Genomic DNA, 15,398 nt, shown 5'->3' with positions numbered 1-15,398 from the left:
TCAAGCGCCAAGGACCCAACGGCTTCCCGCCCACCCTCATCCTGACAGACTTCCAAGACACAGGGACCCATAACCACTAATGCGTGTTGTTAGAAAGCCGTCTGGCCCCGTGCCGATTACGCCGGCCGCGGCGTATGGGTCCCGGCTCCCGTGCGCAATTGCGCACTAGGCCGGGACGACACCGTGCTACGGGATATGAATCCCGCAACGGCCATTACGGCTGCGGCTCGGCCTTGGCAAAGCGGTCGTCGAGCGCGTAGCCGGCGCCGCGCACGGTGCGGATCGGATCCTGCTCGCGGCCCGGATTGAGCAGCTTGCGCAGGCGGCCGATATGCACGTCGACGGTGCGTTCATCGATGTAGATGTCGCGGCCCCAGACGCTGTCGAGCAGTTGCTCGCGGCTGAACACGCGGCCGGGATGTTCGAGGAAGAATTCGAGCAGGCGATACTCGGTCGGCCCGAGATCGATCGGACGGCCGGAGCGCGCCACGCGGCGCTTCTCGCGGTCGAGCTCGATGTCGCCATAGGTCAGCACGGTCGCAAGCCGCTCGGGGCTCGCGCGGCGCAAGAGGCCCTTCACCCGCGCCAGCAGTTCCGGCACCGAGAACGGCTTGACGATGTAATCGTCGGCGCCGGTGGCAAGCCCGCGCACGCGCTCGCTTTCCTCGCCGCGCGCGGTCAGCATGATGATCGGAAGCTGCTTGGTCTCGGGCCGCGCCCGCAGGCGGCGGCACAGTTCGATGCCGGACAGGCCCGGCAGCATCCAGTCGAGCACCACGAGGTCGGGAACGCGCTCCTTCAGCCTCGTGTCGGCATCGTCGCCGCGCCCCACCGTCTCGACATCGTAGCCTTCCGCATCGAGGTTGTAGCGCAACAGCGTCGTCAGCGCTTCCTCGTCTTCGACTACCAGAATGCGTGCGCTCATCGGTTTAAGTTCTTTCTCTGTGGTGATCCGTTGCCCAGACGCAAACCGAAACGCTTACTTCCTTGAGCATAGTCCCCGCGGAAACGATTTGTCGCGAGGATCATCCAGTTTCGCTCTTGCCGGTTCCCCGCTTGCCGATCATGCCTCAGTTGCCCGGCACCGTGGTGGCAAAAGTGGTCATGTCCCCCTTCGGGCGCTTGTCGGTGATCTGCTGGCCCTCGATCATGTAGAACACGGTCTCTGCGATATTGGTGGCGTGATCGCCGATCCGCTCGATGTTCTTGGCGCAGAACATCAGATGGATGCAGAACGAGATGTTGCGCGGATCTTCCATCATGTAGGTGAGCAGTTCGCGGAACAGCGAGGTGCAGATCGCATCGACCTCCTCGTCGCCCTTCCAGACGTTCATCGCGGCCGGCAGGTCGTGCGCCGCGTAGGCGTCGAGCACCGACTTGACCTGCGACAGCACGAGGTCGGTCATGTGCTCGAGGCCGCGGATCAACTTCAGCGGCTGGAAATCGCTCTCCAGCGCCGCGACGCGCTTGCCCATGTTCTTGGCGAGGTCGCCGATCCGCTCGAGGTCGGTGGCGACGCGCATCGCGCTGACGATCTCGCGCAGGTCGATCGCCATCGGCTGGCGGCGCGCGATCGTCAGCACCGCGCGCTCTTCGATGTTGCGCTGCAGATTGTCGATCTCGATGTCGGCGGCGACCACGCGCTTGCCGAGCGCGACGTCGCGACGGATCAGCGCGTCGACCGACTCGGTAATCATCCGCTCGACCAGGCCGCCCATCTCGGCGACCAGGCGGGTCAACTCCTGCAGGTCGCTGTCGAATGCCTTGGCGGTATGTTCAGAAGCCATCGCTTGTCTCCCTCAAACCATGATCCCGGGGATCATGGTTTCGTGTCCTGAATTTTAGCATGACCTGATCGGAAAACCGGTTTCCACTTTTCCGGATCATGCGCCGGTCAACCGAACCGGCCGGTGATGTAGTCCTGGGTGCGCCGATCGCTCGGTGAGGTGAAGATCTTGTTGGTGTCGTCGAACTCGATCAGCTCGCCGAGATACATGAAGGCGGTCTTGTCGGAGACGCGCGCCGCCTGCTGCATGTTGTGGGTGACGATCGCGATCGTGTAGTCCTCGGAGAGCTCCTGGATCAGCTCCTCGACCTTGGCGGTCGAGATCGGGTCGAGCGCCGAGCACGGCTCGTCGAACAGGATCACCTCGGGGCGCACCGCCACGGTGCGCGCGATGCACAGGCGCTGCTGCTGGCCGCCGGAGAGCGACAGGCCGGAGGCGTTCAGCTTGTCCTTGACCTCGTTCCACAGCGCGCCGCCGCGCAGCGCCTTCTCGACCCGGTCGTCCATCTCGGACTTCGAGATCTTCTCGTAGAGGCGGATGCCGAAGGCGATGTTCTCGTAGATCGTCATCGGGAACGGCGTCGGCTTCTGGAACACCATGCCGACCCGCGCGCGCAGCAAGTTGAGGTCGAGCTTGGGGTCGAGAATGTTGGTCTGGTCCAGCATCAGCTGGCCGACCGCGCGCTGGCCCGGATAGAGGTCATACATCCGGTTGAAGATGCGCAGCAGGGTCGACTTGCCGCAGCCGGACGGGCCGATGAACGCCGTGACGCGGTTGGTGCCGAGCGTCAGGTTGATGTTCTTCAGCGCGTGGTGCTCGCCGTAATAGAAGTTGAGGTTGCGCACCGTGACTTTCGGCGGCGCTTCCGGCAGCGGAACCTGGGGAACGTGGCCCGCGGCAGTCGTGGAGACGGAAAGCTCGGTCATTTTGCGGCCCTTTCGGCACCAAGGATACGCGCGCCGATATTCAACGCGAGCACGGTGAATGTGATGAGCAGCGCACCGCTCCACGCCAGCTCTTTCCAGTAGGCGTAGGGGCTCTGCACGAAGTTGTTGATGGTCACCGGCAGGTTGGCCATCGTCTTGGTCAGATCCAGGCTGAAGAACTGGTTCGATAGCGCGGTGAACAGCAGCGGCGCGGTCTCGCCGGCGACGCGGGCGGTCGCCAGCAGCACGCCGGTGATCAGCCCCGATCGCGCGGCACGATAAGCGATCCGCTTGATCACCAGCGAACGCGGCAGACCGAGCGCGGAGGCGGCCTCGCGCAGCGGATTGGGCACCAGCAGCAGCATGTCCTCGGTGGTGCGCAGCACGACCGGGATCACGATCACCGCGAGCGCGAGGCTGCCTGCGATCGCCGAGAAGCCGCGCATCGGCACCACCACCGCACCATAGATGAACAGGCCGATGATGATCGAGGGCGCGCTGAGCAGGATGTCGTTGATGAAGCGGATCACCGAGGTCAGCTTGTCGTGCTTGCCGTATTCGGCGAGGTAGGTGCCGGCGAACAGGCCGAGCGGCGCGCCGATGCCGACGCCGATCACCGTCATGATGAGCGAGCCGACGATGGCGTTGAGCAGGCCGCCTTCGGTCGAGCCGGGCGGCGGCGTGTTCTGGGTGAACAGCTGCACGCTGAGGCCGGCAAGGCCGTTATAGACCAGCGTGATCAGGATCAGCGCCAGCCAGGTGACGCCGAACAGCGCCGCGCCGACACAGAGTGCGCGGATGACGATGTCGCTGCGGCGGCGGGATTTGTAGATCGGGTTCATGGCGTTACTTCCCCGCCTTCTTTTCAAGCCGCATCAGCATCAGCCGCGCGCCGGCGAGCACGAAGAAGGTCAGCACGAACAACAGCAGGCCGAGCAGGATCAGGCCGGACTGATGCAGGCCGTCGCTCTCGGCGAACTCGCTAGCGATCGCCGCCGAGATCGTGGTGCCCGGCGCGAAGATCGACGACGAGATGCGGAACGAATTGCCGATGATGAAGGTCACCGCCATGGTCTCGCCGAGGGCGCGGCCGAGCGCCAGCATGATGCCGCCGATCACGCCGACGCGGGTGTAGGGGATCACGACGTTGCGGACGACTTCCCAAGTGGTGCAGCCCATGCCGTAGGCGGCTTCCTTCAGCACCGGCGGCACGGTCTTGAACACGTCGACCGAGATCGCGGTGATGAAGGGCAGCACCATGATCGCAAGGATCAGCGCGGCGTTGAACAGGCTGAGATAGGACGGCGGACCGGCGAACACCGCGCCCAGCACCGGGACGCCTTCGAAGATCCGGATCATGAAGGGCTGGAAGGTGTTGGCCAGGAACGGGCCCAGCACGAAGAACCCCCACATGCCGTAGATGATCGACGGGATGCCGGCGAGCAGCTCGATCGCGATGCCGATCGGGCGGCGCAGCACTTGCGGGCAGAGCTCGGTGAGGAACACGGCGATGCCGATGCCGACCGGAATGGCGATCATCATCGCGATGACGGAGGTGATCAGCGTGCCGTAGATCGGGCCGAGCGCGCCGAGCACCGGCGGATCGGCCGAGGGCGCCCAGCGCTGCGTCCACAGGAAGGCGAAGCCGTATTCCTTCATCGCCGGCCAGGCGCCGACGATCAGCGACAGGATGATGCCGCCGAGGATCAACAGAACCGAGATCGCCGAGATGCGGGTGATCCAATAGAAGGTGAGGTCACCGAGCTTGAAGGCGCTGAGGGCCTTGGCGCGATCGTAAGGTCCCGCGGCTTCCATCACATCGCTCTGAACAGCCATGTCTGCCACGCCAATCCCCTCTTTAGTATGCAAAAGCCACGCAAACCGCTACGCCCCGAAGCGATCTTCACTGACGCATTTGGCCGGGCGTCGTCGTTCCAGCCACGCCCCTTGAGGCGCGAACCCCGGCCTCGATCCCGCGCTTGTTGCCGCGGTGATGGAGACCGGGTCTTGGTCGCTCGACCTGTGCCGCGATCGGGTCGGCACAGGTCCTGTCGCAACGTCGGACTTAGCTCTTGATGTCCGAGGACCAGGTCTTTTCGATCAGCTTGACGACCGAGTCCGGCATCGGGATGTAGTCGAGCTCTTCGGCCGCCTTGTCGCCCTTCTCGAAGGCGTACTTGAAGAACTTGAGCGCTTCCTGCGAGGCCGCCTTGTCGGTCGAGTCCTTGTGCATCAGGATGAAGGTCGCCGCGGTGATCGGCCAGGAGGCTTCGCCCGGCTGGTCGGTCAGGATCACGTAGTAGCCGGGAGCCTTGGCCCAGTCGGCGTTCGAGGCGGCGGCCTGGAAGGCAGCGATGGTCGGCTGCACGGTCTTGCCGGCCTTGTTGACCAAGCCGGTGTAGGTCAGCTTGTTCTGCTTGGCATAGGCGTATTCGACATAGCCGATCGCGTTCTTGGTCTGGCTGATGTTGCCGGCAACGCCTTCGTTGCCCTTGGCGCCGACGCCGACCGGCCATTCGACCGCGGTGCCGGAACCGACCTTGGACTTCCAGTCGGCGTTCGACTTGGAGAGATAGTCGGTGAAGTTGAAGGTGGTGCCCGAACCGTCCGAACGGCGCACGACGGTGATCGCATCGCCCGGCAGGGTCAGCTTCGGATTGAGCTTGGCGATCGCCGCGTCATTCCACTTGGTGATCTTGCCGAGATAGATGTCGCCGAGCACTTCGCCCGACAGGATCAGGTCGCCCGGCTTGATGCCTTCGAGGTTCACGACCGGGACGATCGCGCCCATCACCATCGGCCACTGGACGAGGCCGTCCTTCTCGAGCTGCTCGTGCTTGAGCGGCGCGTCGGTGGCGCCGAAGGTCACGGTCTTGGCCTGGATCTGCTTGATGCCGGCGCCGGAGCCGATCGACTGGTAGTTCAGACCGTTGCCGGTCTCCTTTTTGTAGGCGTCAGCCCACTTCGAATAGATCGGGAACGGAAACGTCGCGCCCGCGCCGGTAATATCGGCAGCGAAGGCCGACGTCGAAGCGGCGATCATGCCGGCTGCGACGATTGCTTTGATGAAATTCATGGGTTGTCTCCATCCAGTGAGCGAAGCGCCGAATGCGCCCGATCGCGCTCACGCCGGTCCATCTAGGAGCGGTCGGTGCTGCTTTTACGAAGGTTGGATGACAGTTGGATGACAGCGCTAACCAGCTGAAAACGCTTAGCTTTGGGTTGGTAACGGGGTCTTCGGGCGGGGAAAACAGGCGGTAAAAGTGGCGCCGTTCTTGGGCACGCTCTCGATCAAAAGACGCCCGCGATGACGGTTAAGAATATGTTTCACCAACGATAATCCGAGGCCCGTTCCGCCTTGGTTGCGGCTGTCGCCGACGTCGACCCGGTAGAAGCGCTCGGTCAGTCGCGGCAGGTGCTCCGGGGCGATGCCGGGGCCGAAATCCCGTACCATGACACGGATTTCGGGGGTCCCCTCGCCCGATGCGCCCGAAACGGCCTGATTCAGCGACACTATGACGCGGCCCCCGGAGGCGCCGTATTTGAGAGCGTTCTCGATCAGGTTCTCGAACAGGCGGAGCAGTTCCTCGCGGTCGCCGGCGATCATGACCGGGGCCTGAGGCAAATCGACCTCGATCTCGACCTGGCGCTCGCTGGCCAGTGCCTCGAGCCCGTCGGCCACCTGGCGGATGATCGGCACGATATCGATCGAGGCCTCGGGCCGTACATGGGCCGACAGTTCGACCCGCGACAGCGACAGCAAGTCGTCGATCAGCCGCGCCATGCGGGTCGCCTGGGTGTGCATGATGCCAAGGAAGCGCTCGCGCGCCCGTGCGTCCTCACGCGCCGGCCCCTGCAGCGTGTCGATGAAGCCAGACAGCGCGGCGAGCGGCGTGCGCAGCTCATGGCTGGCATTGGCGACGAAGTCGGCGCGCATCTCCTCGACCCGGCGCAGCGGCGTCAGATCGTGGAAGGTCATCAGCATGCATTTCTCGGTGCCGCCGAACTGGGTCGGCACCGGCACCGGCGTGATCACCAGTTCCATCCAGCGATCGACCGGAACGTGGTCGGTGTAGGTGGCGCGGCGCGGCTCGGTGGTCGCGATCGCCTCGCGCAGCGCGGTGATGATCTCCGGCGAACGCAGGGCAAATTGCGCCAGTTCGTTCTTGCGCAGCGCGGGCGCGAGCTGCGCCGCGGCGGTGTTGAGATGGATGACGCGGCCGGCGCGATCGAGCAGCACGGCCGGGTCCGGCATGCCGGCGACGACCGCGCTGACCGCAGCGGCCTCAACCGGATTGACGCCGCGGACATCCTCGCGCGAGGTTCCGGCATCATGCAGCCGCCACGGCACCAGCGCCGCGGCCGCGATGCAGACGAACACGGCGCAGGCGCGCACCAGCGACAATTCGCCGAGCGCGACCACCACGCTCAACGCCAGCGCTGCGGCAAGCAGGATCAGCGCGGAGTGGCGCAACCGGTCGGGCCAGGGCGAGAAGATGGAGGAATGCGAATCGTCAACTGCCATCGCGGCGGCTTTCATCCCGTCGGTTCATGTCTCGCCCAGGCGCGGTCATAGCGACCTTCCCTCGGGAGGCATCGGGCCGCTTCATCAGACCCCGGAGTCACCGCGCTTGCGAACCAGAACCGCCTCATGGTGCGGCTCGGCGCGGGGACCCGAATCAGCCTGCGGCAGCCGTTTGAGTCGGGCGCCGACGATAACCTCCCGAAACGTCAGCAAGATTACAGATATGACGAACGGCGCAATATAGTAGAGCAGCCGGAACAGCAGCATACCGCCGAGCAGGTCCTCGCGGTCCATCTGCCAGAGGCCGACCAGCATGGCGGCGTCGAACACCCCGAGGCCGCCGGGGGAGTGGCTGGCGAAGCCGAGCAGGGTCGCCGACACGAAGATGACCGCGACCACGACGAAGCCGAGATTTGGCTCGTCCGGCACCAGTACGTACATCGCCAGCGCGCAGAAGCCGAGGTCGAGGATACCGATCGCGATCTGCAGCAGCGTCAGCGGACCGCCCGGCAGGGTCACCGTCCAGGGGCCGCGCCCGACCACCCGCGGCTGGGTCCAGACCCAGACCACATAGGCGACCAGCGCGGTGATGATCGCGAATGCCAGCGCCCGGTTGAGCCAGGGCGGCAACTGGTCGATGTTGGCGGCGGCCTCCGGGTGGTAGGCGATGCCGAGCCCGAGCACCGCGGCATTGCCGAGCCAGAAGGTGAGGCCGGCGAGAAAGCAGATCTTGGCGACGTCGATCGCGTTCAACCCCCACGCCGAATAGATCCGGTAGCGCACCGCGCCGCCGGTGAAGACGCTGGCGCCGACATTGTGGCCGATCGAGTAGGAGGTGAAGGCCGCGAGCGCGTTGATGCGGTAGGGCACATGGGCGTGACCGATCGCGCGCACCGCGAACAGATCGTAGAAGGTCAACGTGAAGTAGCCCGCCGCGACGAACAGTCCCGCCAGGGCAATCTGCCGCGGCTCGGTGCTCTTGATGGCCTCGAGCACCTCGTTGGTGTCGATGCCGCGCAGCATGTGATACAGGACGTAGCAGGCGATGCCGATGACGGCGATGCTGATGACAACACCCAGCCGATGCAGGATTTGCTTCTGGCGCAGAAACGCCATCGCCCTGCGTATTGCTTCCAGCATCTAGACCTCGAATTGCGATCCCGCGACGACGGCTCCCGGGCGAACTCCGCCGGCGCTTCGCTGTGCCCTGGCCCGTGTAGCGCGTTTTAAACCGGAGTGGAATTCGTCAAAAGACAATAAAACGCGCATCTTCAAGATATTACGGATGATTCATGACAGCGGGTGCACAAATATGCGCGTTTCCCGCCGCCTTCGACAAGACTTGACATGCGCGTGCGCGCAGTTAGCCCGCCGAACGGTCCGCAAGGCCATCCGGAAAACTACGGTGAAGCACCGGCACGGCCGAATAGAGAATGATCTTCCGCTAGCCAGCCGACAGGCGCTCGGCTGATCGTCAATCCCGCGCGGCCGTGACCGCGGCGACGATCTCGGCGGCATCGGGAAAATGTCCCTTGGCGCGCCTGGCGACAACCTCGTCGCCAAGCTTGACCTCGAAGATGCCGCCCTTGCCGGGGATCAGCGTCGCATCGACGCCAAGGCGCTCGCGCAACAGCGCCGCGGCCTCTTTCGCGCGCTTCTCATAGCCGCACGGCCGGCAATAGGTGATCGAGACATTCCTCATGTCGCGCCCTCTTTGCTCTCATGCGGCATGGCGCTGCGCGGAGGCGGCCTCGATGCCGGCGATCCAGCCGGCCACAGAGCGGCCGATCGCCTCCGGATGATCCTCCTGCAGATAATGCCCGCCCGCGCCGAGTTGAATGACCGCGCAATGCTTGAGCGTCTTGGCGAATTCGGCGGCAAAGGCCGGTGACACCAGCGCCCCGGGCGACCCAACAAACAGCAGCTTCGGATAGGTCGATGCCGCGAGCGCGGCATGCGCCGCCGTGAGCGCCTGAGTAACGTCGGCCGGCTCGCCCGCGATCGGCAGTTCGCGCGGCAGCATCAAGGTCGGCATGCGGCTCTCGCGCGTCGCAAACGGCGCGCGGTAGGCGGCCATCTCCTCCTCGCTGAGCGTGCGCAGGATCGAGCCGGGCAGCACGCGTTCGACGAACGCATTGTTATCGAGGATCATCGCCTCGCCCACGCCCGGCGTGCGGAATTTCCGGAACGTCTCCCGCGCGGCGTCGTGCTGGTGGAAGTCCGACCAATCGCGCATCGGGCGGATGAACTCCATGAAAGCGAGCCCGCGCACCAGTTGCGGACGGCGTGCCGCGAGGTGGAAGGCAAGCGCCGTGCCCCAGTCCTGGGCGACGAGATAGGCCGAGGCGATGCCGAGTTCGTCGATCAGCGCGTCGAGATAGTCCGCCTGGTCGAAGAAGCGATAGCTGATGTCGGGCTTGCCGGATTGGCCGTAGCCGATCAGGTCGGGCGCGATGCAATGCCCGACGGGGGCGACCAGCGGCATGATGTTGCGCCAGATGTAGGACGACGTCGGATTGCCGTGCAGGAACAGCACATGCGGCGCGTCGCTGCGGCCGGTCTCGCGATAGGCCATCGTGCTCCCGAGCACGGCGCGATGATGCAGGCTGATATCGGCGGATATGGTCATGGCAACTCCTTGAACACGGTTTGGAATGCGATCGTCTTGAAACGCGTCAGCGCCGCTTCGCTGCGTTCGACCTTCATGCGCAGCATCGCGCCCTGCCAGGATGCGAGCAGGAAATCGGCCAGCTGATCGGGATCGAAGTCGGAGGCGATCTCGCCCATGGCCTGAGCCTCGGCGATGCAGGCGGCAAACGGCGCGCGCCATTCCCGGAAGATGTCGTCGAGCTGCTCGCGCAGCATCTCGCTGGAGCCCGACGCCTCGAGGCTGAAATCGCCGATCAGGCAGCCGCGGGTGAAACCGTCATGCGTGAGCTTGCCGGTGATCAGATCGAGATAGCTTCTCAGCCTTTCGCGCGGCGCCAGCGTCGTGTCGCCCAGCGCTTCGGCGACGAGGCCGCGCACATAGAGGAAGTAGCGGTCGAGCACCTCGGACGCGAACAGCTCCTTCGAGCGGAAATGGTTGGTGAAGGAGCCCTGCGGCGCACCGGCGGCGGCGGTGACGTCGCGCACGCTGGTGCCGTGATAGCCGGTCCGGAACATTTCCTTCAGGCCGGCGTCGAGGATGGCATCGCGGAGAGAGGGTTTTGGCATGGCTGCGATTTAATACGTACGTACGTATTAATGTCAAGCGCTAAAATGAATGCGGCTCGCCCTGCGCTTGGCGACGCCGCTCAGGCCCGCCGGATCAAGAGGTTGAGGTTAGCTCGCGGGCTTGCTGCGCGAAACCACCCAGTCGCGCAGCCAGGAGCCGATCGCGCAGCCGACGAGATAGAGCGCGAACATGACCAGGAAGAGATCGAGCCAGTAGCCGAACCGGCCGGGCACGATCCGCGCGAACGACGCCGCCACCAGCGCGGCGGCGAGCAGTGCCAGCCAGCGCATCCACACCTTCGAGACGCCCTGCGCCCGATGCACCACCGCGATCCAGCCCATGCAGAAGCCGAGCAGCGCCGCGCCGAGCAGCCAACCCCAGAAGAATGTCGCGAGCACGGTCATCGCTACTTCACCACGAATTCGATGCGGCGGTTCTGCGCCTTGCCGTCTTCATTCTCGTTGCCGGCCAGCGGCTGCGTGCTGCCGTAGCCGATCGGCGTGAAGCGGCTGGCAGGCAGACCGGCGCGCACGAGGTAATCCACCACGGCCTGCGCGCGCCGCTCCGACAGCGCCTGGTTGGCGGCCTCCTCGCCGTCGCTGTCGGTATGGCCGGCGATTTCGATCGTCGCATTGGGGCAGCGCAGCGCGGTCTCGATCAGGCGGTCGAGCAGGCCGGCGGAATCCGGCACGATGTCGGCCTTCCCCGACTCGAAGCGGATCTTGCCCTTTGAGAGGATTTCGGAAAACAGCTGCTGGCACACCGTGGGATCGACCGGGGCCGCCGCCGGCTTGACCGTGACCTCGGCCTTGTACTGCCAGCCCTGCGGAAAATCCTTGCCGAGCCCGTCGCGGATCTGGCCGGCGGCGGCATCGTAGAGCGCATCGCCCGACAGCTTCACCTCGCGGTCCGATACCACCAGCGTTCCGGTCGACAGCCGCGACAGCGCGCCGAGCGCCGGCACCACCGCGGCCGCGAAACCCGACGGCGCGCCGATGCTGGCCTTGAGATTATCGACCACCTTCTCGCTGAAGAACTTGCGGCCGGCGGCGGCGACCAGCGCGGCATGCACGTTGTTGTCGGGCACGTAGCCGGTCAGCGTCAGCGTCACCGCGACCGGGTCCTTGTAGGCCTGGAACACGTAAGGCGGCGCCTTGATGTCGTTGGCGGCGATCGAATAGCCTTCCGGCAGGTTCTTCAGCGCCGCGGCGACCGCTTCGCGTCCGCCGAGCTCGCGCGCCATGCCGGCGAGGGCAACCTTGTTGTCGGTCAGCGTGATCTTGCCTTCCTTCAGCTTGCCGATCTGGTCGAGCAACAGCAGCGCCGCCGCGTCGAACCGCAACGGCGCGCCGCGGGCGAGCACCATCTGATCCACCACCTCGACGCCGCCGAGACTGGCCTTCGCGGCCTCGGTCAACTTGCCCTTGCTCGACGGCAGCGGCGCATTGCCGCCGAGCGTGACCCGCACCACGTCGCGTTCGGCAGACCAGACAAAGGGCTTGGCTTCGGGAACAAGGCGGGTCTCGTCGTTGACCAGCCGCACGCCGGGCACGGCTTCGACCGACGCCACCGCGCTGAGGCGGCCGTCTTCGGAGAAGGCGTTGGCCGCGAACGTCACGTCGCGCCCGTCGACGCTGATGCGGCGCTTGTCGAGGACAGTGTCCTTCAGTGCGGTATTAGAGCGCGCGGCAAGGTCCGCTTCGACCGTTGTGGTGCTGATCCAGGCCGCAATACCCCAAAGCACGACCAGTGGAATCACCCCCGGCCACCACTTGCTACTCCACTTGAAAAGTCCGTGCATTCAGCGTCCTGCGGGGTCGGGAACCAGAGAGAAAACAAACCCTTGGCTGACTGTCAAACCCCAAATGACGCCCATGGCGGGGGCGCCATGTCGGACCGGGATAACAGTTTCTTCAGTGGTCTTTCGCTAAGTTTGCCGCGGAATGCAAATCGGCCGGCCCGCGCCCTCATGAAACAACTCCGCAACACCGTGATCCGTGCCGGCATGGAGGCGTTGTATTTCTCGGGTGCGCATATCCTGCTGCGGCCGATCTTCGCCGGCGTCGGCGCCATCTTCATGCTGCATCACGTCCGCCCGCGGCGCGGCGATGCGTTCCAGCCGAACCATCATCTCGAGGTCACGCCGGACTTCCTGCGCGCGATGCTGACGCATCTGCGCGCGCTCGACGTCGACGTGATCAGCATCGACGAGGCGCATCGCCGTCTCAGCGAACGGAATTTCGCGCGACGCTTCGCCTGCTTTACCTTCGACGACGGCTATCGCGACAACCGCGATTTCGCGCTGCCGGTGATGCGCGAGTTCGGCGCCCCGTTCACGGTCTATGTCGCGAGCGATTTCGCCGAGGGCTGCGGCAGATTGTGGTGGATCGCGCTGGAGCGGGTGATCGCGGCGGCGTCTGCGATCGAGGTGCCGATCGACGGCACCATGACGCGGATCGACACCGCGACAGCGCAGGCCAAGCGTACTGCTTTCGGCCGCATGCACGACTGGCTGCGTTCACTGCCCGGCGAGCAGGCGATGCAGGCCGAGATATCAGCGCTGTGCGCCCGTCACGGCGTCGACGAGACCGGCATCGCGCGCGAGCTCTGCATGTCCTGGGACGAGTTGCGCGGCTTCGCCGACGACCGGCTGGTGACGATCGGCGCGCACACCATCACCCATTGCAATCTCGCCAGGCAGAGCGAGACCATCGCATCGTTCGAGCTCGCGACCAGCCGGGCGCGGATCGAGGATGCGCTGCAGCGGCCGGCGCTGCATCTCGCCTATCCCTATGGCGACCGGATCGCCGCCGGGCGGCGTGAATTCGCCCTCGCCCGGTCGATCGGCTTTCGGACCGCGGTGACGACGCGGCCGGGCATGCTGTTTCCCGAAAGCGCCGACCATCTCACCGCCTTGCAGCGGGTCTCGCTGAACGGCAATTACCAGGACGCGCGCCTGCTGCCGGTGCTGACCTCAGGCGCCGCCACCGCGGTGTGGAACGGCTTCCGCCGCATCGACGCGGCGTAACGCGTTTCCCGTTTCCATCCCGACTCGGCGCAACCCAATTTCGGTCTGACTTCCCCTTCCCCCTGAAAGGGGGAAGGTCGGGATGGGGGTCAGCCACAAGCGACGGTGCCTGGGGAGAGAGCAGATCCCCACCCGCTTTGCTCTGTCGTGCAATGCGACCTCCCCTTTTCAAGGAGAGGTACCGATCCCTCCCCTCTCCTTGACTCGATCCCCGGCCGCGCCCAGAACCACTGGCAACGCAATGGAGGAGCGCATGTTCAAGGATCTGTTTTCGCTGAAGGGCCGCGTCGCATTGGTGACCGGGGGATCGCGCGGCATCGGCAAGATGATCGCGGCCGGCTTCCTCGCGCAGGGTGCCGCCAGGGTCTACATCACCGCGCGCAAGGCAGGTCCCTGCGAGGCGACCGCGCAGGAGCTGTCCGCCGCCTATGACGGCGAATGCATCGCGCTGCCGATCGACATCTCGACCGTCGAGGGCTGCGAGAAGCTCGCGGGCGAGATCATCAAGCGCGAGCCGAAGCTCGACATCCTCGTCAACAATGCCGGCGCGGCTTGGGGCGCGGACTTCGACGAATTCCCGGAGAGCGGCTGGGACAAGGTGATGAACCTCAACGTCAAGTCGATCTTCTTCCTGACCAAGGCGCTGGCCAAGCCGCTGCGCGCGGCGGCGACGCACGACAGGCCGGGCAAGGTGATCAACATCGCCTCGATCGACGGCATCTTCGTCAACCCGATGGAGACCTATTCCTATGCCGCGAGCAAGGCCGCGGTGATCCATCTGACGCGCCGCATGGCGACCCGCCTGGTCAAGGACAACATCAACGTCACCGCGATCGCGCCCGGCGCCTTCAAGTCGGACATGAACCGCGCCGCGCGCGACCACGCCGACGAGGTCGCCAAGCGTGTGCCGGCGAAGCGCGTCGGTACCGACGAAGACATGGCGGGCACCGCCATCTACCTCGCCTCGCGCGCCGGCGACTATGTCGTGGGCAACACCATCGCGGTCGATGGCGGCGTGGTCTACGCGACGGCAGGGCTGGAGATCGCGGGCTAAGCGTCCGTGCCTTCTAAAGCGCAACTGCGCGACCGATCTATGGCAACGGCCCCGCCGAAGGACGGGGCCGTTTTGTCGCTGGCTCACCTGCTTCCAAAGGGCTGTGACGCCTCTGGCGCATGTCATTCAAATGCATTACATTCGATGCGAGTGAAGGGGATCGCTATGGCTTCGAATGCCCTGATCCAGACCCGCATCGATGCGGACGTAAAGGAAAAGGCCACCGAGGTTCTGGAGAACATGGGTCTCACAGTATCCGACGCCGTGCGGATTCTGCTGACACGCACGGCCAATGAAGGAATGCTTCCACTGGAGCTCGTGAGCAACAGCCAGGCTTACGACAGCTGGTTTCGCGAGAAGGTGCACCAGGCGTTAGCGGATACCCGGCCCGGTCTCGATGATTCCGAGGTCGAAGCGCATTTCGCGCAACGCCGCGCCGCCGCGCTTCGAAAAGCGACAAGGCGTAAACGGTGAAACTCGCCTGTCGCGCTTCGCGTTATCCGACCGCGACGACATTTTCAGCTACATCGAGGCCGAGAATCCTCGTGCGGCGGTCCATGTTGACGAACAGATTGCCGATGCTGCGCGGCGCCTGCTCGACTTTCCTGACAGTGGCCGGCCCGGGCGCGTCGCCGGCACGCGCGAGTTGGTCATCCCGCGCGCACCTTATGTCGCGGCGTACTTTGTCGACGGTGAGACCGTTCGCATCTGCGCGTGCTTCACGGCGCGCAGATGTGGCCCGACGAACTTACAAATGACGATTGACGCGGGGCTCCGTACCGGCATCTGATCAAAAAAGAAAGGGACGAGCCCGGGACCTTTTCGGCTCGCCCCTTCCTGTTCTCTCCCTGAGGAAAGAAG

Annotated in this window: 16 protein-coding genes and 1 pseudogene; 4 read left to right on the top strand and 13 right to left on the bottom strand. The window is 65.0% G+C overall.

What is annotated here, in order from left to right; all coding sequences use genetic code 11:
* Positions 1–214: 214 nt before the first annotated feature.
* The 13 genes from phoB to QJT82_RS26080 all read right to left on the bottom strand — a co-directional run bounded on the left by phoB (position 215) and on the right by QJT82_RS26080 (position 12,256).
* Positions 215–925 (bottom strand): phosphate regulon transcriptional regulator PhoB, encoded by a 711-nt coding sequence (gene phoB, locus QJT82_RS26140; RefSeq protein WP_016844067.1) that lies wholly within the window; start codon positions 923–925, stop codon positions 215–217.
* 145 nt (positions 926–1,070) lie between these two features.
* Positions 1,071–1,787: a phosphate signaling complex protein PhoU gene (gene phoU / locus QJT82_RS26135; RefSeq protein WP_016844066.1), complete on the bottom strand. Its 717-nt coding sequence runs from the start codon at positions 1,785–1,787 to the stop codon at positions 1,071–1,073.
* A gap of 107 nt (positions 1,788–1,894) precedes the next feature.
* A complete protein-coding gene (gene pstB / locus QJT82_RS26130) occupies positions 1,895–2,713 on the bottom strand; it encodes a phosphate ABC transporter ATP-binding protein PstB (RefSeq protein ID WP_016844065.1) in 819 nt (272 codons plus the stop codon).
* Positions 2,710–3,555, bottom strand: coding sequence for a phosphate ABC transporter permease PstA (gene pstA, locus QJT82_RS26125; protein WP_035631484.1), 846 nt, complete (start codon positions 3,553–3,555; stop codon positions 2,710–2,712). The genes pstB and pstA overlap by 4 nt, the downstream gene beginning before the upstream one ends.
* Before the next feature lie 4 nt (positions 3,556–3,559).
* The gene (gene pstC / locus QJT82_RS26120; protein WP_028340523.1) at positions 3,560–4,549 is read right to left on the bottom strand and encodes a phosphate ABC transporter permease subunit PstC; all 990 of its coding nucleotides are present in this window, start codon (positions 4,547–4,549) and stop codon (positions 3,560–3,562) included.
* Between the two features lie 229 nt (positions 4,550–4,778).
* Positions 4,779–5,789 (bottom strand): phosphate ABC transporter substrate-binding protein PstS, encoded by a 1,011-nt coding sequence (gene pstS, locus QJT82_RS26115; RefSeq protein ID WP_028340522.1) that lies wholly within the window; start codon positions 5,787–5,789, stop codon positions 4,779–4,781.
* A gap of 135 nt (positions 5,790–5,924) precedes the next feature.
* Positions 5,925–7,238: an ATP-binding protein gene (locus QJT82_RS26110; protein ID WP_028340521.1), complete on the bottom strand. Its 1,314-nt coding sequence runs from the start codon at positions 7,236–7,238 to the stop codon at positions 5,925–5,927.
* An 84-nt stretch (positions 7,239–7,322) separates the two neighbouring features.
* A complete protein-coding gene (locus QJT82_RS26105) occupies positions 7,323–8,378 on the bottom strand; it encodes a lysylphosphatidylglycerol synthase domain-containing protein (protein WP_026192163.1) in 1,056 nt (351 codons plus the stop codon).
* Positions 8,379–8,712: 334 nt separating this feature from the next.
* The gene (locus QJT82_RS26100; RefSeq protein ID WP_028340520.1) at positions 8,713–8,940 is read right to left on the bottom strand and encodes an Rdx family protein; all 228 of its coding nucleotides are present in this window, start codon (positions 8,938–8,940) and stop codon (positions 8,713–8,715) included.
* A gap of 18 nt (positions 8,941–8,958) precedes the next feature.
* Positions 8,959–9,867: a haloalkane dehalogenase gene (locus QJT82_RS26095; protein ID WP_028340519.1), complete on the bottom strand. Its 909-nt coding sequence runs from the start codon at positions 9,865–9,867 to the stop codon at positions 8,959–8,961.
* Entirely contained in the window at positions 9,864–10,454 is a 591-nt protein-coding gene (locus tag QJT82_RS26090) for a TetR/AcrR family transcriptional regulator (RefSeq protein WP_028340518.1), read from the bottom strand. The genes QJT82_RS26095 and QJT82_RS26090 overlap by 4 nt, the downstream gene beginning before the upstream one ends.
* 108 nt (positions 10,455–10,562) lie before the next feature.
* Positions 10,563–10,859: a hypothetical protein gene (locus tag QJT82_RS26085; protein WP_028340517.1), complete on the bottom strand. Its 297-nt coding sequence runs from the start codon at positions 10,857–10,859 to the stop codon at positions 10,563–10,565.
* 2 nt (positions 10,860–10,861) lie between these two features.
* Positions 10,862–12,256 carry an OmpA family protein gene (locus QJT82_RS26080; protein ID WP_028340516.1) on the bottom strand — a complete coding sequence of 465 codons (1,395 nt, stop codon included), beginning with the start codon at positions 12,254–12,256 and terminating at the stop codon, positions 10,862–10,864.
* 168 nt (positions 12,257–12,424) lie between these two features.
* Between QJT82_RS26080 and QJT82_RS26075 the strand changes: the two genes are divergently transcribed.
* The 4 genes and pseudogenes from QJT82_RS26075 (at position 12,425) to QJT82_RS26060 (ending at position 15,302) form a co-directional block, all read left to right on the top strand.
* Positions 12,425–13,483: a polysaccharide deacetylase family protein gene (locus tag QJT82_RS26075; RefSeq protein ID WP_028340515.1), complete on the top strand. Its 1,059-nt coding sequence runs from the start codon at positions 12,425–12,427 to the stop codon at positions 13,481–13,483.
* A 253-nt stretch (positions 13,484–13,736) separates the two neighbouring features.
* Positions 13,737–14,537 (top strand): SDR family NAD(P)-dependent oxidoreductase, encoded by an 801-nt coding sequence (locus QJT82_RS26070; RefSeq protein ID WP_028340514.1) that lies wholly within the window; start codon positions 13,737–13,739, stop codon positions 14,535–14,537.
* A gap of 165 nt (positions 14,538–14,702) precedes the next feature.
* The gene (locus tag QJT82_RS26065) at positions 14,703–15,011 is read left to right on the top strand and encodes a type II toxin-antitoxin system RelB/DinJ family antitoxin (RefSeq protein WP_028340513.1); all 309 of its coding nucleotides are present in this window, start codon (positions 14,703–14,705) and stop codon (positions 15,009–15,011) included.
* Between the two features lie 7 nt (positions 15,012–15,018).
* Positions 15,019–15,302: pseudogene (locus tag QJT82_RS26060) on the top strand (type II toxin-antitoxin system RelE/ParE family toxin).
* Positions 15,303–15,398 lie beyond the last annotated feature (96 nt).

The organism is Bradyrhizobium sp. Mp19, from assembly GCF_029952935.1.
Taxonomy (GTDB): Bacteria; Pseudomonadota; Alphaproteobacteria; order Rhizobiales; family Xanthobacteraceae; genus Bradyrhizobium; species Bradyrhizobium elkanii.
Note: the sequence above shows the minus strand (reverse complement) of the source record. Positions and strands in the feature narration are given on the sequence as shown.